The sequence below is a fragment of the Tumebacillus flagellatus genome (genome assembly GCF_000714935.1).
GTDB lineage: Bacteria > Bacillota > Bacilli > Tumebacillales > Tumebacillaceae > Tumebacillus > Tumebacillus flagellatus.
In genome coordinates this window covers 1-21517 of sequence record NZ_JMIR01000032.1, presented here as the reverse complement: position 1 = coordinate 21517, position 21517 = coordinate 1, and the positions used below count along the sequence as shown (strand labels likewise).

Annotated in this window: 22 protein-coding genes; 1 reads left to right on the top strand and 21 read right to left on the bottom strand. The window is 56.5% G+C overall.

All coding sequences use genetic code 11. The features are described from left to right. Nucleotides 1-232 precede the first annotated feature (232 nt). The 21 genes from EL26_RS18115 to EL26_RS18015 all read right to left on the bottom strand — a co-directional run bounded on the left by EL26_RS18115 (nucleotide 233) and on the right by EL26_RS18015 (nucleotide 20632). Nucleotides 233-682 (bottom strand): Mini-ribonuclease 3, encoded by a 450-nt coding sequence (locus EL26_RS18115; protein WP_081857317.1) that lies wholly within the window; start codon nucleotides 680-682, stop codon nucleotides 233-235. Nucleotides 683-687: 5 nt separating this feature from the next. Beyond that, nucleotides 688-2076: a cysteine--tRNA ligase gene (gene cysS / locus EL26_RS18110; RefSeq protein WP_038092217.1), complete on the bottom strand. Its 1389-nt coding sequence runs from the start codon at nucleotides 2074-2076 to the stop codon at nucleotides 688-690. Further along, entirely contained in the window at nucleotides 2057-2731 is a 675-nt protein-coding gene (gene cysE / locus EL26_RS18105) for a serine O-acetyltransferase (protein WP_038092215.1), read from the bottom strand. Before cysE ends, cysS begins: the two co-directional genes overlap by 20 nt. 340 nt (nucleotides 2732-3071) lie before the next feature. Beyond that, nucleotides 3072-4514, bottom strand: a complete 1443-nt coding sequence (gene gltX / locus EL26_RS18100; protein ID WP_038092211.1) for a glutamate--tRNA ligase — start codon at nucleotides 4512-4514, stop codon at nucleotides 3072-3074. 50 nt (nucleotides 4515-4564) lie between these two features. Further along, nucleotides 4565-5041 carry a 2-C-methyl-D-erythritol 2,4-cyclodiphosphate synthase gene (gene ispF, locus EL26_RS18095; protein WP_173424629.1) on the bottom strand — a complete coding sequence of 159 codons (477 nt, stop codon included), beginning with the start codon at nucleotides 5039-5041 and terminating at the stop codon, nucleotides 4565-4567. Beyond that, nucleotides 5038-5736: a 2-C-methyl-D-erythritol 4-phosphate cytidylyltransferase gene (gene ispD / locus EL26_RS18090; protein WP_038092207.1), complete on the bottom strand. Its 699-nt coding sequence runs from the start codon at nucleotides 5734-5736 to the stop codon at nucleotides 5038-5040. The genes ispF and ispD overlap by 4 nt, the downstream gene beginning before the upstream one ends. Before the next feature lie 105 nt (nucleotides 5737-5841). Next, nucleotides 5842-6219 (bottom strand): hypothetical protein, encoded by a 378-nt coding sequence (locus EL26_RS18085; protein ID WP_152559316.1) that lies wholly within the window; start codon nucleotides 6217-6219, stop codon nucleotides 5842-5844. A 68-nt stretch (nucleotides 6220-6287) separates the two neighbouring features. After that, the gene (locus EL26_RS18080) at nucleotides 6288-6764 is read right to left on the bottom strand and encodes a hypothetical protein (protein ID WP_038092202.1); all 477 of its coding nucleotides are present in this window, start codon (nucleotides 6762-6764) and stop codon (nucleotides 6288-6290) included. A gap of 49 nt (nucleotides 6765-6813) precedes the next feature. Beyond that, nucleotides 6814-7569: an enhanced serine sensitivity protein SseB C-terminal domain-containing protein gene (locus tag EL26_RS18075; RefSeq protein WP_038092199.1), complete on the bottom strand. Its 756-nt coding sequence runs from the start codon at nucleotides 7567-7569 to the stop codon at nucleotides 6814-6816. A gap of 38 nt (nucleotides 7570-7607) precedes the next feature. Next, nucleotides 7608-8048, bottom strand: a complete 441-nt coding sequence (locus tag EL26_RS18070) for a hypothetical protein (RefSeq protein WP_038092196.1) — start codon at nucleotides 8046-8048, stop codon at nucleotides 7608-7610. A gap of 15 nt (nucleotides 8049-8063) precedes the next feature. Next, complete coding sequence (locus EL26_RS18065) at nucleotides 8064-9719, bottom strand: WXG100 family type VII secretion target (RefSeq protein WP_038092194.1); 1656 nt, start codon at nucleotides 9717-9719, stop codon at nucleotides 8064-8066. Between the two features lie 115 nt (nucleotides 9720-9834). Further along, entirely contained in the window at nucleotides 9835-10935 is a 1101-nt protein-coding gene (locus tag EL26_RS18060) for a PIN/TRAM domain-containing protein (protein WP_038092191.1), read from the bottom strand. A 98-nt stretch (nucleotides 10936-11033) separates the two neighbouring features. Further along, nucleotides 11034-11522, bottom strand: a complete 489-nt coding sequence (locus EL26_RS18055; protein ID WP_038092189.1) for a CarD family transcriptional regulator — start codon at nucleotides 11520-11522, stop codon at nucleotides 11034-11036. A 174-nt stretch (nucleotides 11523-11696) separates the two neighbouring features. Beyond that, the gene (gene pssA / locus EL26_RS18050; RefSeq protein WP_052036551.1) at nucleotides 11697-12425 is read right to left on the bottom strand and encodes a CDP-diacylglycerol--serine O-phosphatidyltransferase; all 729 of its coding nucleotides are present in this window, start codon (nucleotides 12423-12425) and stop codon (nucleotides 11697-11699) included. 47 nt (nucleotides 12426-12472) lie between these two features. After that, nucleotides 12473-13552, bottom strand: a complete 1080-nt coding sequence (gene disA / locus EL26_RS18045) for a DNA integrity scanning diadenylate cyclase DisA (RefSeq protein ID WP_038092184.1) — start codon at nucleotides 13550-13552, stop codon at nucleotides 12473-12475. A gap of 6 nt (nucleotides 13553-13558) precedes the next feature. Then, nucleotides 13559-14935 (bottom strand): DNA repair protein RadA, encoded by a 1377-nt coding sequence (gene radA, locus EL26_RS18040; RefSeq protein WP_038092181.1) that lies wholly within the window; start codon nucleotides 14933-14935, stop codon nucleotides 13559-13561. Between the two features lie 195 nt (nucleotides 14936-15130). Next, nucleotides 15131-17578 carry an ATP-dependent Clp protease ATP-binding subunit gene (locus EL26_RS18035; RefSeq protein WP_038092178.1) on the bottom strand — a complete coding sequence of 816 codons (2448 nt, stop codon included), beginning with the start codon at nucleotides 17576-17578 and terminating at the stop codon, nucleotides 15131-15133. 71 nt (nucleotides 17579-17649) lie between these two features. After that, nucleotides 17650-18720 carry a protein arginine kinase gene (locus EL26_RS18030; protein ID WP_038092175.1) on the bottom strand — a complete coding sequence of 357 codons (1071 nt, stop codon included), beginning with the start codon at nucleotides 18718-18720 and terminating at the stop codon, nucleotides 17650-17652. A 3-nt stretch (nucleotides 18721-18723) separates the two neighbouring features. After that, entirely contained in the window at nucleotides 18724-19308 is a 585-nt protein-coding gene (locus EL26_RS18025) for a protein-arginine kinase activator protein McsA (protein ID WP_038092172.1), read from the bottom strand. A 36-nt stretch (nucleotides 19309-19344) separates the two neighbouring features. Then, nucleotides 19345-19809, bottom strand: coding sequence for a CtsR family transcriptional regulator (locus tag EL26_RS18020; RefSeq protein WP_038092169.1), 465 nt, complete (start codon nucleotides 19807-19809; stop codon nucleotides 19345-19347). Nucleotides 19810-19975: 166 nt separating this feature from the next. Continuing rightward, nucleotides 19976-20632, bottom strand: coding sequence for an HAD family hydrolase (locus EL26_RS18015; RefSeq protein ID WP_038092166.1), 657 nt, complete (start codon nucleotides 20630-20632; stop codon nucleotides 19976-19978). 121 nt (nucleotides 20633-20753) lie between these two features. On the opposite strand from EL26_RS18015, the gene EL26_RS18010 reads away from it, so the two are divergent. Next, nucleotides 20754-21329, top strand: coding sequence for a TetR/AcrR family transcriptional regulator (locus EL26_RS18010; protein WP_038092164.1), 576 nt, complete (start codon nucleotides 20754-20756; stop codon nucleotides 21327-21329). Nucleotides 21330-21517: the final 188 nt, after the last annotated feature.

Here is a 21517-nt window from a genome sequence, read left to right as displayed (position 1 = left end):
CTTGGCGTTCACCCCGATTCTCAAAACGGTCGCGGTTGCCGCGGTCAAATCCGGCACGCCCGCCGCGAGCGCCGCGCTCTTCGCGTTCGCCGCCCTCGTCGCCCGCGACGAATTTCGCTTTGCCCGCAAAGCGGTCTGCGCCGCCTGCTCGTCCGCCGCGGCCCCCTGCTGCTTTTTTCGCGCGCGCTGCTTGGGAAGGGTATTTTCTCATAGTATCAGTCTCCTCTACGGTCTAGTTGTCTTGGGACTCCAGCCATTCAATCGAGCGGGAAGCCAGTTCCTGCAAGCGGTCAAAGCGCCCGTGCAGGTACAGATAGCCCAGCAAACTCTCAAAGCCTGTCGCATAGCGGTAGTCGATGATGTCGCCGTTCTTGGGCGTCGACCCCGACTTGGCGTTGCGTCCGCGCTTGACGACGGCCAGTTCCTCTTCGGACAAGCTCTCCGTCAAGTAATGCAACACGTCCGCTTGCGATTTCGCTTTCACATAGTGCGTTGCATATTTGTGCAGGCGGTTCGGCTGCATCTCGCCCTTGCACAGCAGGTGCTGGCGGACAAACATCTCCCAGACCGCGTCGCCCATGTAGGCGAGCGCGAGTCCGGGCATTTCGTTCGGTTTTTTCACAAGCGGGGTGATCGGGGCGAGCCCCTGCACCCGGCTGTGGTTGTCGCAGTCGGTGTTCATCTCTCTCACTTCCGTCTCCAACGAATCCCTTGCGGCGTGTCTTCCAGCACGATGCCCATCGCGGTCAGTTGATCGCGAATCTCATCGGCCCGTGCCCAGTTTTTGCTCTTGCGCGCTTCGGTGCGCTCGGCGATGAGCGCTTCGACCTCGGCGTCCAAATCCGCTTCTTCGGCCGCCAGCGGCACCGCCAGCACGCCCATCAACTCTTCCAAGATCGTCAGGTACGCCTGCAGCGCCCCGCGCTCCACCGTCTCTTGGCGGAGGTACTTGTTGGCATCGCTGACGAGTTCAAAAATCGCCGTGATGCCGTCGGCCGTGTTGAAGTCATCATCCATCGCCGCCGTAAATTGGCCGCGGAACTGTTCAACGTCCACCTTATCAGCATCGCCGTCGACCGCCGTCTCTAGTCGATGCGTAAGGTTGGCATAAGAAGAGCGGATGCGATCCAAGCCGTTTTGCGCGTTCTCCACCAGTTCTTCCGAGAAGTTGACCGGGTTGCGGTAGTGCGCCGACAGCAACAGGAAGCGCAGCACGCCGCCTTCGTACTTCTCCAACAACTCGCGCGTTGTGAAAAAATTACCTGTCGACTTGGACATTTTCTCGTTGTTCAAGTTCACAAACTCGTTGTGCATCCAATACTTGGCGAGCGGTTTGTGCGTGCACGACTCCGACTGGGCGATCTCGTTCTCATGGTGCGGGAACGTCAAGTCCACCCCGCCGCCGTGGATGTCGATCTGCTCGCCCAAGTGTTTGCGGATCATCGCCGAGCACTCGATGTGCCAACCCGGACGGCCTTCGCCCCACGGGGACGGCCAGGCGATCTCGCCGGGTTTCGCCGCTTTCCACAGCGCGAAGTCGGCGGGGGCTTTTTTCTTGTCGTTGACGTCGACGCGGGCGCCCGCCACGAGGTTCTCCATCGTCTGTTTGGAGAGCTTGCCGTAGTCTGCGAACGTTTGTTCGGAGAAGTACACATCGCCGCCCGATTCATACGCATGACCGGTCTCGATAAGCTCCGCGATCATCGCGATGATCTCGCTCATCTCTTCGGTCACGCGCGGGTAGAGGTCGGCGCGCGTGACATGCAACGCTTCCACGTCGGTAAAAAACGCCTCCACATACTTGTCGGCCACTTCCTGCGGCGATATTCCTTCTTCCAACCCGCGCTTGATGATCTTGTCATCGACGTCGGTGAAGTTCATCACATACTTGACGTTGTAGCCGCGGTATTGCAGGTAGCGGCGCACTTGGTCAAACACGACGAACGGACGCGCGTTCCCGATGTGAAAAAAATTATAGACGGTCGGGCCGCACACGTACATGTTGACATCGTTCCCGTTCAACGGTTGAAAGGGTTCTTTCTGCCTGGACAGGGTGTTATAGACTTGAATGGACATCGGTCTGTTCTCCCCTTGCTTGCGACTGTTGTAGTTTTTCCACTTCCGACTTCAAATCATCAATCTGCTGCTGCATCTGTTTGACGATCTCCATGACCGGGTCGGGCATGTTGCATTGGTCAAATTGATCCACGCGCTTGCCGTCCTGCATGATCACTTTGCCGGGAATGCCGACGACCGTGGCGTTGGGCGGCACTTCGCGCAAGACGACGGAGCCGGCGCCGATCTTCGAATTGTCGCCGATGGTGAACGAGCCGAGCACTTTGGCGCCGGATGCCACCATGACGTTGTTGCCGAGCGTCGGGTGACGCTTGCCTTTTTCCTTGCCCGTTCCTCCGAGCGTGACACCTTGGTAGAGCGTGCAATCATCGCCTACGATGGCGGTTTCCCCGATCACAACGCCCATCCCGTGGTCGATAAACAAGCGGCGGCCGATCTGCGCGCCGGGGTGAATCTCGATCCCCGTCAACCAGCGTCCGAACTGCGACACCAACCGAGCGGGTGTTCGCCAGCCCCAACTCCACAGCTTGTGCGACCAGACATGAAACCAAATCGCATGGAGCCCCGAGTAGGTCAAAAACACTTCAAAAGAACTCCGCGCAGCCGGGTCGTTTTTCATGACCGTTTGTATATCCTCTCGAATCCTTGCAAACATGTGGTGTTTCCCCCCTCTTGCTGTCTCTCCCAGATGAAAAAAGCCCGCCTCTGCCGGATGGACAGAGACGGGCTGTATACGCCGTGGTTCCACTCTGCTTGGTCTCCCCGTCTCGCATGCACACGACGGTGCACAGGGGTCGACCCGCTCGAAGACCCGGTAACGGGGGTCAGGCGTCGGGCATTGCCTCCCGCGAACAACAAGGCGCATTTCACGGGTCGTCTCCTCGCTCCCACTTCCAGCCTCGACGTCGTCGTCTCGGTGGGAACTCTCTGGCAGGTCGTGCCGCGCTACTTTTCCTTGTTCGACATCTTTCTTGGTGTTTCGAGATCGTTCTCTGTTATTGTACCAGTTGGGTCAGTCGATTGACAACTTTTTCACGGCCCAAAAGCGCGAGGGTGGTGTTCAAGTCGCGGCCGTGCACCTGTCCGGTCGCCGCGACGCGCACCGGCATGAACAGCTGCTTGCCTTTAAAGCCGGTTTCTTTCTGCACTTCTTTGAGCGCCGCTTGGATGGCGGACGGCGTGAATTCGTCCAGACCTTGCGCCTTGTCGCGGAACGCCGCCAAGACGGTCGGCACCGATTCTTCGCCGAGCACCGCTTTCGCTTCTTCATCGTATGCAACTTCGGTGTCAAAGAACAACGCCGCATGCTCGGTGATTTCCGCAACGGCGTTCAGGCCGTCCTTGTACAGTTCGACGAACTGCGAAACCCACGCGCGGTCATAGTCAGCGCCGAGGAAGCCCGCTTTTTGCAAAAACGGAACTGCCAAGTTCACGATGCGGTCAAGATCGGCGGCTTTGATGTACTGGCCGTTCATCCATGCCAATTTGCCGGAGTCGAAGATCGCGCCCGACTTCTGCACGCGCTCAAACGAGAACTGCTCGACCAATTCGTCCAGCGTAAACATCTCTTGCTCGCCGCCCGGCGACCATCCGAGAAGTGCGAGGAAGTTGAGGATCGCTTCCGGCAGGTAGCCGAGTTCTTCGTATTGCTCGATGAATTGCACGATCGACTCGTCGCGCTTGGAGAGCTTCTTGCCGGTTTCGTTCAAGATCAGCGGCAAGTGCGCGAACTCCGGCACCGTCCAGCCGAACGCTTCGTAGATCAACAGTTGGCGCGGGGTGTTCGAGAGATGCTCTTCGCCGCGCACGACGTGTGAAATTTTCATCAGCGCGTCGTCGACGGTCACGGCGAAGTTGTAGGTCGGCACGCCGTCCGATTTCACGATGACGAAATCGCCGATGCCGTTCGATTCGAATTCGATGTCGCCGCGGATCATGTCGTGGAATTTCAGCACATGATCGTCCGGCACGCGGAACCGTACGGTCGCTTTGCGCCCGGCTGCTTCGTGCGCGGCTTTTTGTTCTGCGGTCAGATGGCGGCACTTGCCGAGGTAGCGCGGCAGTTCGCCACGGGCGCTGAGCTCTTCGCGTTCTGCTTCCAGCTCTTCTTCGGAGCAGTAGCAGTGGTACGCTTTGCCTTCTGCGAGCAGTTGGTCGGTATGACGCTGGTAGATGTCGAGGCGCTCCATGCAGGAGTACGGGCCGTACTCTCCGCCGACGCGGGGGCCTTCGTCCCAGGGCAGGCCGAGCCATTCAAAGCCGTTCATGAACCCGACGTCCGCGTTTTCCTTGTTGCGGGCTTGGTCGGTGTCTTCGATGCGCAGGATGTAGGTGCCGTTGTGTTTTTTGGCAAACAGGTAGTTAAACAGCGCGGTGCGTGCACCGCCGATATGTAAGTGCCCGGTCGGGCTCGGTGCATATCTCAAGCGAACAGTCACGTTGCATGCCTCCAAGGTCTTCTAATTTGGGTTTCTCCCCCAAAAGTATATCACTTTTTCAAAAGCAGCACGACCGCCTGCGCCGCCATGCCTTCTTCGCGGCCGACGAATCCGAGTTTCTCGGTCGTGGTGGCTTTGACGTTGACTTGGTCCAGGTCTGCGCCCAGTTCGCGCGCCAACACGCCGCGCATCTCGTCGATGTAAGGGCGCAGTTTCGGGCGCTGCGCCATGATGACGCAATCGAGGTTGCCGAGAGTATAGCCGCGCTCGGTGGCGAGGCTCCAGACGTGGGAGAGCAGTTTCACAGAGTCGGCGCCCTTGAAGCGCTCGTCCGTGTCCGGGAAGTGCAAGCCGATGTCGCCGAGCGCCAGCGCGCCGAGGATGGCATCCTTGACGGCGTGAAGCAGTACGTCGGCGTCGGAGTGTCCGAGCAGGCCTTTTTCATGCGGGATGGTCACCCCGCCGAGGATCAGCGGGCGGCCTTCCACGAGTTCATGGACGTCGTAGCCCATTCCGATTCGCATCATTGAATGTCAATCTCCTTTCGAGCTCGCCACAACGCTTCGGCGATCACGAGGTCCTCCGGCGTGGTGACTTTGAGGTTGGAGTAGAGCCCTTCGACCATCGAGACCGGGTAGCCGGCCCACTCGACGAGCGAGGCGTCGTCCGTTCCGGTGTAGCCCGCCTCCCAGGCGCGCATGTGCGCTTCGGCGAGCCATTCGCAGCGGAAGGCTTGCGGGGTGTGCACGGCCCAGAGGTCGGAGCGCTGGAGGGTTTCGCGGACCTGTCCTTGGTCGACGCGCTTGATGGTGTCTTTGACTTTGACGCCGAGCGTGGCGGCCCCGAACATTTTCGCGGCGGTCAGGACGGCTTCGACTTCCTCCGGCGTGACGAGCGGCCGGGCGGCGTCGTGGACGGCGACAAATTCAGTGTCGTGCAACAGCGCGGCGATGCCGTTGCGAACGGAGTCTTGGCGTTCGCGTCCGCCGGCGACGACGTCGCCGATTTTTGACAGATAGTACGCTTCGATCAGTTCGGTGATGTACGGTACGTCTTCTGACGCCACGACCAGCACGATCCGGTGGACCGTCGGGCAGGCTGCCAACGTTTGCAGCGTACGCACGAGAATCGGCGCACCGTCGAGGGGCAGGTATTGTTTTTTCATCGCACTGCCCATCCGCGTTCCGCTTCCGGCTGCGACGACGATCACTTCCGTTTGCATGGGGTTTCATCCCTTCACGTTAACAAGTACAAGTCTAGCCTTATTCATACAGCAAAATTCGGCGTTTGTCTATTGGGGAAGGGGAAAAAAGGGAGCTTGAGGGCTCTATTCAAATCCCAAAATCGGATCCTTGATCAGAATCAACCGCTCAACTTCATCTGGACTCACCACTTTTGAGCAAAGACCTGGTTCCACCATTTCGAATCCCAGCTCTCTAGCCTCAGCCAAACCTTCAAATCCTGAGTGCATGAGATTGATGTTCCGATCTCCCGTCTCATTCGCGTGGAACAGCAGCCCTCTGTACACTGCTTGATACAGAATATCGTAGGCATCTTCCACTTCGTAGGTCGGCACCGTTTTCACATACAAGCCAGGGCGTCTTTCTGTAAACCCATACCGTAGAACAACCGGAACTGTTTTTACGAAACCCGCGTACGAAATCAATTGGATTTTTTGAAAAAAGGACAGCTTCATCTCGGTCATTCCGATATCCTTGGTATTCACGGCCTTTGTAAACCGCAAATTGACCGCTTTTGCTCTTCGGTTTCACATCATCTCTCCTCATCCGGCCATCTTTCAAACTGAACGATTTGTTCGACTGTTACTGCCGTCGGAAGGACAAAACCCTTGTTCGGTTTTGCCTTTAAACGCAATTCTTCTATATCCTCCATCGGTACGTGTTTTTCAAAGTACCATCGGTCTGCAAACTTGAATCCAATCGCGACTGCTTCGTTAGAGCCTTCCAAGCCATTGTGTATCAAAAACGCTATCCCATCCTTTATGTTTTCAACTTCAAACTGCAGCCCTCGGTACAAGGCATATAAGGTATATCGGTAGACGGATTCTACTTCCTCCGTTTTGACTACCTTTTTATACTCACCTGGAAGCCACCCCCGAGGCACAAATCCTTCACATTGAGTCTCAGGATCTGAAGATAACAACATATAGTCCCCTGTATTTGGATCACTTGATAATTCATACTCTTTTCCTCGGTGCATTGCGTAGTCAACATATTGTTTATATTTCATCAGTTCTCCTCCTCTCCCCATGTACGGTCTCCATTTGAAAAAAGGAGCCCTACGGCTCCTTGGTGTAGATCGGTGTTGTTTTGTCGAGCAGATAGCGGGCGACTTCGCGGGTGTCGTCCGGGGTGAGGCGGTAGACGTCCAGTTGCGGGGCGTCCGGGAGGGATGCGCGGATCTGGGATTGGATGTCGAGCGTGAGTTCGAGGAACTTCGCTTCCGACGGACCTGTCCATACCAGCCCAAGCAAGGGGTGCGGCGGGTGGGTGGAATCAGTGATTGCGATCATCCCCAAGTACGCCGTTTGGATTTCAGGGCGTGTCGGGAAAAAGTCCTCCAGTGCTGCGAGCAACGCCTCCGGTTTTTCCTTCGGGGTGCCGAAGTAGGTGGCGGGCTCGTTGGTATTTTCACCCGGCTCTTGAGCGGCTGCGGCTTTCGGCGGGAGTTCGAAGAGAACTCCCGCTTGGAGAGCGCGGCGTTCGAGTGCGTCGAATTCCTTGCCGACGTCGGTGAACGGATTCAGGACGACGGTGATCTCCGACCCGACGCTCGGGAAGACCTCGCGGACAGGGAGGAGAACGACCGTTTCGTGCTCCGCTTCAGGCACAACCGAGCGGAAAAGTCCCTCAGAGGAAAAGCACGGAAGCAAGGTACGACCGGCGGCTTCATAAAAAGAGAGGTGGTACGTGTCATCCGTCTCATCCATGCGCCCGATGAAGTAGAGCTCGGCGTCCCAGAGGGCTTTGTAGAAGTCCGGGCGCATGGTGGGGGTTTGTTTGGCTTGAGTTAAGAGTTTGGTGAGTTCCGACATTTTCGGGTACCTCCTCATCACATTTCCCGATTACTCACTTACCGAATAATTTCTGGCATCCCCGGCGGCAACTCGAACCCCCACAACGGATTTACTATCGTGTGAAATTCATCAATTTTATCCACAGGGACATCTTTGACAAACTCCCACCGATCGACAAACTTAAAGCCAAGTGCTTCAGCTTCCTCAGACCCTTCCAATCCAATGTGAATCAAATAGGCGACCTTTTCCTTAATATTCTCCACCAGAAAAGATTTCCCGCCATACACTGCGTAATTATCGTAACGGTAGGCCGAATCCAACTCTTCTTTCTTTACTACTTTTTTATAAAAGCCAGGGAGCTCTTCCCACGGAACAAAACCTTCCTGTTGAGAATCTGCATTTGGTGATACTAACAGACGCTCTCCCGTATAAGCATCCATGGACAGTTCGTATTCCTTACCCCGATACACCGCAAACGTTCCATCTTTTCTTTCCATGTCAACATCCCTCGCTTACCAATTAGGTTCTAACACTTGCCACTGCTTTTTGCCAAGATATCGAGCCAACACGACCTGATTACCGTTTTCATCAATTCTGTAAATCTCAGAACCAATATTCAATTTGTCAAACCCGTCTTTAATCATATCAAATTCCGGGATCAGCCCCTTGCCTGCTGCAAAAGCATTCCCCAAAAACGGGAATTTTTCTTTAATCACTTGTACGTTATCTTCAAAAGGAGGCCTATACATCCCGGAGTTTTCCAAATTGTAGCGTAAAGCATAGACTGGTCCTTCCATGAACTGATCGTTCTCATCCAGATAACCATTCGGATACTTTTGGTTAAAATACGGATTCGGCTGATCGGGATGATGCGGGTCGTTTCGACGGTTGTAGTCCAACCGCAATTCTTCTTTGATCTTTCTTGGCGTATCAAGATGCGCTACATCTTGATACCGTGCCGTGAAACCAAAAACTCTATCGGTGCCCTTGTTCAAAATATCTTGCACCTTATCTCTGCCTATGATCTTCTGCATAACAACGCCATCTTCTAATTTCAGCTCAGAACGAACCCGTTTAACAAGGCTTTGACCCTCCACATCATTCCAATGTTCCTGCAGCGGCGCGTTCTTCAACTCGATAAATTCCTGCAGGTCCATATTCACCCCAAACTTTTTTAGAATGTCTGGAACCTCTGATGCAAAGGGTTGTCCGATTCGAGTTGACAGTTGCTCGGGTGAAAACGGGGCGTGATTATCTTTGATTTTATACGCCCTCTCAAGGTTCCCGTTCTCCTTCATCGTCCCCGCATCCGCGATGCGTTCTACCGTCGATGCCTCTTCCGCGATCTTTCCCGCCTTCGCCACCTTCAGAGCGTCGACGACTTTGTCGGCACCTTTGTCGCCGATGATGCCGAGGACGATGTTCCCGACCGCTTTCCCGAACCACTCCCCACGGGAATAGGCGTCGCCGTTGACGACATCATGGTTCCAAGACTCGGAGATCGATCCCCAGATCGCTTCCGCCGTTTGGATTGGGTGCTCCACCATCTGCTCCAGTCCCTCGATGGTCTTGTCCAAGTGCACGACCGAGTCGATCAAACCGCCGACCGTATCCACCACCGACTCCACCAGCCCCGCGATCACCCCGCCTGTGCCTTCGTAGGCGCTCTCCAGACCGTGGAGCAACTCGTGCCACCAGCCTTTGTCCTGGGCGTAGAAATGCAGGGAATGCAGGCTTTGCAAGATCCCCCCGAACGCTTGCGAAGCGGTGTAGTCCGCTTGGCTCGCTTCCATCTCCGCTTGGTTTTTCAAGCCGCGAATGTGCAGGCTTAATTGCCTCCGCTCATGCGCGTTCTCTTCCCCTTGCAAGGAAGACAACTCCCATTCCAACGTCTGAATCTGCTGCTGCAAACGCTCCACTTGCTCCATCGTCCACGCCAGTTGGTTCATCGCGCTGTTCGCCTGCTCCAAAAACCCTGCCGCTTTGTTCAAATCCTCGATGATCACCGCCACCGCTTTGGCAAACGCCAGCGCCGCCATCCCCCTCCAATGGGACAACGCTTCCACTTCGCTGCTCTTCAACCGGCTGGCTTTCGTCCGCAAATCGGACGCCCCGCCCGCAAATCGGCTGGCGGCATACCGCAGACTCCCCGTGTTGACATGTATCACGCACCCAGACCTCCATCCCGCTCTCAGTTCTCTCTCATTTTCTTCTAATTCTAACAAAAAAACGCTTCACTCGTCACGGGACGAATGAAGCGTTTCTGGTTGTTGACTTAAAAAACTACAGCGCTCTCTCCAGCGCTTTCGGCTTGGCGAAAATCATCCGGCCGGCGCTCGTTTGGAGCACCGACGTCACCAGCACTTCAAGGCGCGTGCCGATGTACTCGCGTCCGCCCTCTACGACGATCATCGTGCCGTCATCGAGGTAGCCGACGCCTTGGTTGTATTCCTTGCCGTCCTTGATCACTTGGACGTGAATCTCTTCCCCCGGCAAAACCACCGGCTTTACTGCGTTGGCGAGGTCGTTGATGTTCAACACCGCCACCCCTTGGAGCTCGCAGACTTTGTTCAAGTTGAAGTCGTTGGTCACGACCTTGCCCGAGATGTTCTTGGCGAGGCGCACCAGCTTCGAATCGACCTCTTGGATGTCGTCGAAGTCGATCTCCATGACTTGCACCTTGATCTTGAGTTCCTTCTGGATCTTGTTCAAGATGTCCAAGCCGCGGCGGCCGCGGTTGCGCTTGAGCACGTCGGACGAGTCGGCGATGTGCTGCAACTCTTCCAGCACGAACGACGGGATGACCAGCACGCCGTCGAGGAAGCCGGTTTTGACGATGTCGGCGATCCGACCGTCGATGATCACCGACGTGTCGAGCAGCTTCGCGTCGCCCGGACGGAGTTTCTCCTCGCCCTTTTTGTCCTTGTCCTTGTCTTTGTCCTTCTCCTTGTCGCGGCCGAAACGACCGGCGAAGAAGTTCATGAAGTCCTCGCGCTTCGAGAAGAAGAAGCGATACCCCATGTACGCCAAGAGGACGCTTGCGAAGAACTGGACCACGCTGCCGACGACGGGTATGAGTGCTATTGCGGGCGCCATCAGATAGGCGATAATAAGACCGGCCACCATACCGAATGCTCCGGCCAACACGTCGGAAAACGGGGTTTTCAGCAACTTCTCTTCACACCACTTGATCAACGTCACCACATAGTCGACTACCCAACTCGTCGCCAAGATAAACAACGAGCCTCCCAACACCGCTCCGAAGATCGGATGCGAAAACGGATTGGAGTCGAGCTGAATCCAACTGAACAACTCGGGCGCGAATTGGTACCCGAGCACGATCCCGATCACTGCGAAAAACAAATGCACGATTCTCTTCAGCACAGGACGTCACCTCCTCTATAGATGCCATTATAGACAATCATGCGCCCCAAGAAACGCGTTTGTGCGAGTTTGTCAAGAAGATTTAACAAAAGAAGACGTCACGAAGACGTCTTCTTGGAGAGTGCATGAAACATATTCTCCAGTTCCTCTTCGCCGGCGGGGCCGACCAACAACAACTCGCTGACCAAGATGTGTTTCGCCGTGTCATACATTTTGCGCTCGCCGGTGGACAGTCCCTTCTCCCGCTCAAAGTACAACAACTCGCCCAACACGTCGGCCACTTCGTAGATGTCGCCGCCCTTGAGCTTGTCGAGGTTCTCGCGGTACCGCTTGTTCCAAGATTCGTTCATCCGCTCTTTCTCTTCGCGCAAGATGCCGAGCACTTGGTCCACATCCGCTTCCACAATCGTCTCCCGGATGTTCAGCGTGTCGATCTTCGAAACGGGAATCATCACTTTCATCTCACCGTACGGCATGCGCAGAATGTAATACTGCTCAACCTGACCGAGAAATTCCTTGTCCTCAATCGCCTCGATGATGCCGGCGCCATGCATAGGATACACAACACGGTCTCCGATTTTAAACACTGACGCACCCCCATCTTGGTGGCATTTCTGTGTCTCATGATAGCACAAAAGCGGTATTCGGTCAAATTTTAAAATTATTATCCTACCATATTCAGACACCATTCGTCAACAGCTTGTTTTTTTATGTCGAAAAAAACGCAGTCCCTTGAAGGAAGGGAGCTGCGTTTTGCCCGGCTACTTGGCTATTTGTTCGTATTCCTCACGTGTGCTTTCGCTTCCTTTTTTCGCCTTCCGTTTGCCGTTTTTTTTTAAAACGCCGTAGAAAGCGTACACCGCCAGCGGCAGGAAGACCAGCTTCGTCGCGTGCTGCGGGAACAACCAGAACACGAACGCCACGATGACGATGATCGCCGGCACGATGTAGTACGCGGAACGCGGAACGCCGACTTTTTTGAAGTTCGGGTACTTGATGTTCGAGACCATCAGGTACGCGAGGAAGAGCATGAACAGCGGCATCCAGATCGTCTTCGCCGGAATCGCGTCGTGGTAGAGCGCCATCGTGGCGAGCACCCCGCCCGCTGCCGTGATCGGAAGCCCGACGAAGTAGTTCGGCGTGCCGGTGGCGACGTTGAAGCGCGCCAGGCGCAACGCTCCGCAGATCGGGAAGACCGCCGTGATCACGGTGCCGATCCAGCCGATTTCGTTCAGGACGACCCCGTACATGATGAACGCCGGCGCCACGCCAAACGAGATGACGTCCGAAAGCGAATCCAGCTCTTTGCCGAATTCACTTTGTGCATTCAAAGCGCGGGCTACGCGACCGTCAAGGCCGTCGAGCAGCATGCCGATGATGACCAACAGGGCCGCCCACGCGAAATTGCTCTTGAAAGCAACGATGATAGAAATGATGCCCAAAAATAAGTTCCCGACGGTAAACAAGCTCGGTAACGCACGTCTTACGATCATGATGTGTACCTACCTCCCTATCCCCTGTAACCCCCACTGCTTGTTTAGATGTGCCGGTCGATGAACACTTGTTCGGAGATGCGCTTGAGCCCTTCCTTGATGGCGCGGGCGCGCACTTCGCCGATGCCTTCCACGTCGTCGAGTTCCTCGATCGAAGCGTGCAAGATGCGCGGCAGAGCGTCAAACGTGTCCACCAGATTCTCAATGACAGGTTGCGGCAGTCGCGGGATCTTGTTCAAGATGCGATAACCGCGCGAGGAAACGGGTTCTTCGGTAATGTTAATATTCCCGGTGTACCCCAGAACTCTCACCAATTGCAGACTTTCCAGCAATTCATCAGAAGTCAGCGTATGCAGCTCCGACAAAATCTGATGCGGCGTGACGTCGAGCGTCTCTTTGCAATAGTCTTTGACCAACAGATACGCTTCTTCGTCCACTTTGGACACCAGCTCTTCCATCTGCATGGAGATCAGACGGCCTTCGGTGCCCAGTTCCGTGATGTACCGGCGAATTTCAGACTTGATGCGCAACACCATCTCGATGCGCTGCATGACGAGCGCGACTTCGTGCAGCGTGACCAGCTCTTCGAATTCCAGCGCGCTCAAGTTGGTCAGCGCTTGATCCAAAACTGATTTGTACTTCTCCAGCGTGTTGATCGCTTGGTTGGCTTTGGTCAAGATGACGCCGATGTCCTTCAGCGTATAACGGAAATTCGATTGGTAGAGCGTAATCACGTCGCGGCGCTGCGAAATGCACACGACGAGGTGACCCGTCTGTTTGGCGACGCGCTCGGCGGTGCGGTGGCGCGTGCCGGTCTCAAACGAGGGAATCGACGGATCGGGATTCAACTGGGTGTTGGCGTAGAGGATCCGCTTGCCGTCCTCCGAGAGGATGATCGCGCCGTCCATCTTCGCCAATTCATACACAGAGGCCGCGGAAAATTCGCAGTTGATCGAAAATCCGCCGTCTACGATCTCCATCACCTGCGGGGAGTTGCCGATGACGATCAAGGCCCCGGTCTTGGCCCGCAGAACGTTCTCCAACCCTTCACGCAACTGGGTGCCAGGTGCGATGAAGCGGAGGATCTTGTTGATAAGGGTGTCTTTTTTCATGTCATCACGCATAACCCGTCATCCCCCTAATGCTACTTGGAACGCCTCCTGTACCGTTTCAACTCCGATCACTTTCACGCCAGCCGGGGGCTGCCATCCGCGCAGGTTCTTCGTGGGGAGAATCACGCGGGTGAAGCCGAGCTTCATCGCCTCGCGCACGCGCTGTTCAATGCGCGAGACGCCGCGCACTTCGCCGGTCAAGCCGACTTCGCCGATGTAAACGTCGGTCGGCGGCATCGTCTGCTCGCGAAAGCTCGACGCGAGCGCCAGCGCGATGCCGAGGTCCACGGCCGGCTCGTCGAGGCGCACGCCGCCTGCGACGTTGACATACGCGTCCTGCGATTGCAGGTACAAGCCCATGCGCTTCTCCAAGACCGCCATGATCAGCGAGACGCGGTTGTGATCCAACCCCGTCGCCATCCGGCGCGGGGTCCCGTACGAAGACGGTGTGACCAGCGCTTGGATCTCGACCAGCACCGGGCGCGTGCCCTCCATGCTGGCGATGACGCAAGAGCCCGCCACTCCGTGCGGACGTTCAGATAGAAACAGCTCCGACGGATTGACCACTTCCTCCAGCCCCTTCTCGCGCATCTCGAAGATGCCGATTTCGTTGGTGGAGCCGAAGCGGTTTTTCACGCCGCGCAAAATCCGATACGTGTGATGTCTTTCACCTTCAAAATAGAGGACGGCGTCGACCATATGCTCCAACATGCGCGGCCCGGCAATCGCCCCTTCCTTGGTGACGTGGCCGACGATAAACGTGGCCAAGTTCAAGGTCTTGGCGATGCGCAGCAAAAAGGCGGTGCACTCCCGCACTTGACCGACACTGCCCGGCGCCGATTGCAGGCCCGGACGGTACACGGTCTGGATCGAGTCGATGATAAGAAAATCTGGGTTGTGCGTCTTGATATGCGACTCGACGCGTTCGAGATCCGTCTCCGGCAGAATGAGCAGGTTTTCACTGAGTGACCCCAGGCGGTCGGCGCGCAGTTTGATCTGTTTCGCCGATTCCTCCCCGGAGACGTACAACACGCGGCGGCCTTGCGTCGCGATGGCGTTCGAGGTTTGCAGCAAGAGCGTGGATTTGCCGATGCCGGGGTCTCCCCCGACCAGCACCAACGACCCGCCGACGATCCCGCCGCCCAAAACCCGGTCAAATTCGCCGTATCCGCTGTGTGTACGCGCCTCCTCCACGGTGTCGATCTCGGTGATCCGAGTGACCCGCGCAGGTTCGGACTGCAAGTGCGCAAGCGCCGCATGCGAGGGGGCCGACGCCGGCGCGGCGACCTCTTCGACCATGGTGTTCCATTGGCCGCATCCCGGACATTTGCCCATCCATTTGGGGCTTTCATACCCACAGTCTTGGCACACAAATTTTGATTTATACTTTGCCATACGTGTCCCCTATTCGTCTCTGTCATACAAAAAGGTTCCAATCTCCATCATATACGAAAGACAAGCACGCAACAAGGGACCTAAGTAGATGATACGCAGCGAACCCCCAAGAGTTTCGTACTGAGGAGTCGATTTTGAAAAAAAAACCCCGCCTCCGCCACAAAAGGCAGCGGATACGGGATTTTTTGATCGGCATTAGGCTTGTTGCGGTTCTTCTTGTTCGGCAGCGCCTTGGTTTTTGACGGTGAGTTTGCCGTCTTCGGTGTCGATCTTGACGAGGTCGCCCTTCTTGACGTTGCCCGAGAGCATCGCTTCGGAAAGCTGGTCCTCGATGTGGCGCTGGATGGCGCGCTTGAGCGGACGCGCGCCGTACTGCGGATCGTAGCCTTCCTTGGCGAGGAACGCCTTCGCTTCGTCGGTGAGCACGAAGTGAATGTCGTTTTCGCGCAGGCGTTTCTTGAGGTCTTCGGACATCAGGTCCACGATCTCGCGGATGTGTTCTTCTGCGAGCGGATGGAACACGATGGTGTCGTCGAGACGGTTCAAGAACTCCGGACGGAACTGTTTCTTCAGTTCGTCGAGCACGCGGTCTTTCATGTCGGTGTAGTCGGCTTCACGGGAAGCGGTGAACCCGAGCGCGCCGCCCTTGCGGATCGTTTGCGCGCCGACGTTGGACGTCATGATGATCACCGTGTTGCGGAAATCGACGGTGCGGCCCTTGGAATCGGTCAGACGGCCGTCGTCCAGCACTTGCAGCAGCACGTTGAACACTTCCGGGTGCGCTTTTTCCACTTCGTCAAACAGCACGACGGAGTACGGCTTGCGGCGGACTTTCTCGGTGAGTTGGCCGCCCTCTTCGTAGCCGACATAGCCCGGAGGCGCTCCGACCAGACGGGCGGTGCTGTGGCGTTCTCCGTACTCGGACATGTCGATGCGGATGATCGCGTTCTCGTCGCCGAACATCGCTTCCGCCAACGCTTTTGCCAGTTCTGTTTTCCCCACCCCGGTCGGGCCGAGGAAGATGAAGGAGCCGATCGGACGCTTCGGGTCTTTCAGACCGGCGCGGGCGCGGCGGATGGCGCGGGAGATCGACTTGACCGCTTCGTCTTGGCCGATGACGCGGTCATGGAGGATCTGCTCCAAGTTCAAGAGGCGCTCCGACTCTGCTTCCGCCAGCTTCTTGACCGGAACGCCGGTCCAAGACGCGACGATTTCCGCGATGTCTTCGGCGGTGACGACCGAGTCTTTTTTGACTTGCGTTTGTTGCCATTCGGATTTGCGGGATTCCAGCTCTTCACGCAGTTTTTGCTCCTTGTCGCGCAGAGACGCCGCTTTTTCAAACTCCTGCGATTGCACGGCCGATTCCTTCTCCGAGCGGATCTCTTCGAGCTTTTCTTCGAGTTCCTTCAGGTTCGGCGGCTGGGTGTACGTGCGCAGGCGGACGCGGGAAGCCGCTTCGTCGATCAAGTCGATCGCTTTGTCCGGCAAGAAGCGGTCGGTGATGTAGCGGTCGGACAGTTTGACGGCCGCGTCGATCGCTTCGTCGAGAATCTTGACGCGGTGATGCGCTTCGTAGCGGTCGCGCAGCCCTTGGAGGATCAAAATCGCTTCTTCCTTGTTCGGCTGGTCGACGTTGATCGGTTGGAAGCGGCGTTCCAGCGCTGCGTCCTTCTCGATGTGCTTGCGGTACTCATCCAGCGTGGTCGCGCCGATGCACTGGAGTTCGCCGCGGGCGAGCGACGGCTTGAGGATGTTCGACGCGTCGATCGCACCCTCGGCGCCGCCTGCTCCGATCAAGGTGTGCAGTTCGTCGATGAACAGAATGATGTTGCCCGCTTGACGGATTTCATCCATGATCTTCTTCAGGCGGTCTTCGAATTCGCCGCGGTACTTGGTGCCCGCGACGACGGTGCCCATGTCCAGCACCATCACGCGCTTGTTGCGCAGGGTTTCCGGAATTTCGTTGTCGACGATGCGTTGCGCGAGACCTTCGGCGATGGCGGTTTTGCCGACACCCGGCTCCCCGATCAGCACCGGGTTGTTCTTGGTGCGGCGGGAGAGCACTTGGATCACGCGCTCGATTTCGTTGGCGCGGCCGATGACCGGGTCAAGCTTTTGGTCGCGCGCCATCTGGGTCAAGTCGCGAGCCAGAGAATCGAGCGTCGGAGTGTTCGCCGCCTGCGCGTTCTCTTGGTGCGATTCATGGGTGTCGCCGCCGAGCAGTTGGAGCACTTGCTGGCGGGCTTTGTTCAGCGAGACGCCGAGGTTGGCGAGCACGCGGGCTGCCACGCCTTCGCCTTCGCGGATCAAGCCGAGCAAGATGTGCTCGGTGCCCACGTAGTTGTGGCCGAGTTTGCGCGCTTCGTCAATGGAGAGCTCGATGACTTTTTTGGCGCGCGGGGTGTAGGCCATGCCGGCCGATTGACCGGGGCCGCGGCCGATGATTTTTTCCACTTCCTTTTGAACTTTGTCGCTGGAGAGCCCCAGCGAAACCAGGGATTTCGCTGCGATGCCTTCGCCCTCGCGGACGAGGCCCAACAGGATATGCTCAGTGCCGACCCCGGAGTGACCGAGGCGGCTCGCTTCTTCTTGAGCCAGTGCTAACACTTTCTGTGCGCGTTCCGTAAAACGTCCAAACATCATGGGTTCCACCTCCATAGTACTTCGATCATATTCCAAGACAAAGGGACATTATGCTTGGCAAGATGCCGGGGTTAAATCCGCCCTTCATCCATTTGCAAACGTTCGCGGACGAGCGAGGCGCGCCGCCAATCCCGCTCTCCCGGAGCCAGTTCCGCCCCGTGAAATTTTTGCAGGAAACCGGGTTGGGTCATCACCATCAGCTCTTTGAGGATGTTTTTGCTGACGCCCTTGATCACGCCGAGGTCGATGCCGAGGCGCACATCGGAGAGACGTTGCATCGTCTCTTTGGAATCGAGCCGTCTCGCGTAGGCGAGGATGCCAAACGAGCGGGCGATGCGGTCTTCGATCACTTCGCGGTTTTCGTTGAGCAGGAAGTGACGGGCGGACTGTTCGTGCTCGATGATCTTGCGCACGACCGAATCGAGGTTCAAGATGATCTCCTCTTCCGACTGGCCGAGCGTGATCTGGTTCGAGATCTGAAACAGATTGCCGACCGCTTCCGTGCCTTCGCCGTAGACGCCGCGCACGACGAGCCCGACTTGGCCGAGCGCCGAGAGCACGCGGTTGATCTGCTGCGTGACGACGAGCGCCGGCAGATGCAGCATGACGGACGCCCGGATGCCGGTGCCGACGTTCGTCGGGCAGGCGGTCAGATAACCGTAGCGGTCGTCAAACGCGTAGTTCAAACGAGCTTCCAACAAGTCGTCCGTCTCGTTGGCGAGCGCCCAGGCTTCGCGCAGTTGCAGGCCCGGGAGCAACACTTGCAGGCGCAAGTGATCTTCCTCGTTGACCATGATCGAGACTTCCTCGTCGTCGCGCAGGACGACCGCGCCTCGACGGGCGTGTTCGACGAGCGAGGGCGAGATCAGATACTTCTCGACCAACGCTTGGCGGTCCACATCTTCCACGTCGCGCAGGGGGAGGATCTCGTAGCGTCCTTTTTCAGCAAAAGCCGGAGATTCCACCGCTTGGCGGACGGCGTTTAGAACTTCCTCCGATTGCGCTTCATTGGCAAGCAACGGAAAGGGAATGTCGCGCAAGTTGCGGGCGATGCGGATGCGGGTGGAGATTACGATGTCCGAGTGCGGACCTTCTTCTTGCATCCAGCGGGACGCGTCACGAACAAAGTCTGAAATCGACATGGTTCACACCCCCTCCCCGCTGTTGCCCTGGACCCCGCGTTCCAACTCGTGGATGCGGTCGCGCAGAACGGCTGCTTCCTCGAAGCGCTCGGCACTGATTTTTTGTTGCAGTTCGGCGCGGAGCTCTTCGATTTGTTTTTTGATCTTGATCCGGCCGCCGGCGCGCTGCGGAACTTTGCCCGTGTGGGCGGTGGCCCCGCCGTGAATGCGGCGGACGAGCGGCTCAAGGTGGTTCTCAAACGTTGTATAACAATCGGCACAGCCAAATCGGCCCAACTGAGCGAACTGCGGATAGCTGAGTCCGCAGGTGGCGCAACGTTTCGGCCCTTGCTGGGTCTGGATGCCTTTGCTCATGGGAGTGGCTCCCTGCGTTTCGAAGCCGAGAAGCCCGGACAGCAGGTTCTGGAACGAAAAAGCAGGTTCACCAAAAGGATTCGTCCCAAATCCGGGACTACCAAAGGATTTCATCATCACGTCGCCTTTTTCACGGGCGCAGGATTCACACAGATGAAATTCCTGTTTCGTGTTGTTGAGGATCTTCGTGAAGTGCACGGTGGCATCACGTTGGTTGCATTCCTGGCAGATCATTTGGCGTCTCCTCCTCCTGTACAGCTTGAGGTCGGGTCATCCCTTGAGGATGGCGACGAGCATTGCCGACAATTGACTGGCCCGCACTTGGTCGCGCAGCTGTGGAGACAGCGCGATGATGTCACTGCAGATCACCGCACGCATCATCAGGACCTCGCGCTCGGTCAGCACTTTTTCCTCGAGAAGCCGTTGGAGAAACCCTTCCGCTTCCCGGGCGGTCAAAGAGCTGCCGATGATGTCGAGAATCGCGCGGTGCAACGCGTTGTTCCCCCGGTCGAGTCCGACCCGTTGGATGCGGATGTACCCGCCGCCGCCGCGTTTGGATTCCACAACATAGCCCTTCTCAATGGTAAAGCGTGTGGAGATCACGTAGTTGATTTGGGAGGGCACACAGTGAAAGGTGTCGGCCAACTCGCTTCGCTTGATCTCAACGATGCCTTCATGTGAGTTGGTGAGGATGGTCTTCAGGTGATTTTCAATGATGTCGGAGATGTTGCGCATGGTGCCCGCTACCTCCCTCCTCCTGATCATTGACTTTGACTAACTTTGACCTTCATGTCTTCATTATATGTACGACCGGGCAAAATTCCAAGAGTCATCTCTCTTCACTTTGCCCAGTTTTGAGGGGGAATAATCCGATTTTGCGGTGGAAGCAGGGTCGTTTCTTTTATTTTCTTTCTATTTGACTATATTTGACCTTGATCAGAAGTTGATCAAACGATGTGATAAGGAGATCGGCCCCGTCGAGTTCGTGCGCGTTGCCGAATCCGAAGTCGCAGCCGATCGTGAGGAGAAAGTTTTTCTTGCCGGCGGTGATGTCCGATTTGCGGTCGCCGACCATGGCGGTTTTTTTCTCGTTGAGGTGTTGTTCTTGGAGGATGAGGTGGACGAGTTCTTCTTTTTTCTCCGTTTTGTAGGCGCCGGCGCAGTATAGTTTGTCAAACAGCGGGGCGAGGCCTTGCGTTTCGATCACGGTCTCCACATAGCGCAGTTCTCCGTTCGATGCGGTAAAAAGTTTGACGCCGCGCTCGCGGAGGGTTTGCAGGGTGTTTTTCACTCCCGGGTAGAGGTTGCCCGTTCCGGTTTGCATCAGCTCAATCTCGGCTTTGGCGAGCAGTTCGTTGGCTTTGTCGCGCTCATCCATCGAAGCGTCAGGGAGCAGGGTTTCCCAAACTTCAGGGATCGTCATGCCGAACGTGTTAAGGATCGCCTCGTCAGACGGGAGAGGGCGGCGAAGTTGCTCAAAAGTTTGACGATAGGCCGGCAACGCGACCTTCTCCGTTTGAAACAGCGTTCCGTCTACATCGAAGATTATCGCGTCCATGTGCGGGCTCCTTTCCTGTCCAATTAAAGATGGACTTGAATATGACTTGACTGAATCAGGGAATACCAAGTATGATTCTTTGTTATAGAGTGTCCGGAACGTGACAAGGAGATGAGAAGACATGGCTTCCAATAAATACGAAGAAATCACCAAGGCCGCGGTCATGCTGTTTGAGCGCAAGGGCTACCACGCGACTTCGGTGCAGGACATTGCCGACGAGGTCGGTTTGCAAAAAGGCTCTCTCTACCACTATATCACCTCGAAGGAAGACCTGCTCATGCAGCTCGCACACCGTTCGATCAGCGAGTTCAACGGGCAGATGGAGGAAATTCTCAAGAATGCGTCGCTCACCAACCGCGAGCGTTTGCACTTAGCGATTGAAAACCATTTGAAGTACGTGACCAAGAACGTGCAGCTAACGACCGTCCTGCTGCGCGAAGCTTTCTCGCTGGGAGAAGACCAGCACCAAGTCATTCAGGATTTGACCGACAAATACCTCAACCTCTGGACGCAAGTGATCGAGCAAGGCATCGCAGCAGGCGAGTTCCGACCGGTTCACGCGCGGATTACGGCGCTGTCGATCCTCGGTTCGATCAACTGGGTGTACCGCTGGTACAAGGAAGGCGGCAAACTGACCGCTTCCGATATATCGAAACTGTACTCCGACCTGTTCTTGGACGGCATTGAAAACCGATAAGCAAAAAAGACCCGCTCCGTTGGTTCGTCTCTGGAGCGGGTCTTTTTGTCGGGCGGACGGGCCGTTTTGTCTTGTTTTGTCGATTTGGTAAAAAGAGCCCGATCCGCAATGGATCGAGCTCTTCTCTGTTGCCTCGCGACGTCCTACTCTCCCGGGACCCTGCGGTCCGAGTACCATCGGCGCTGGAA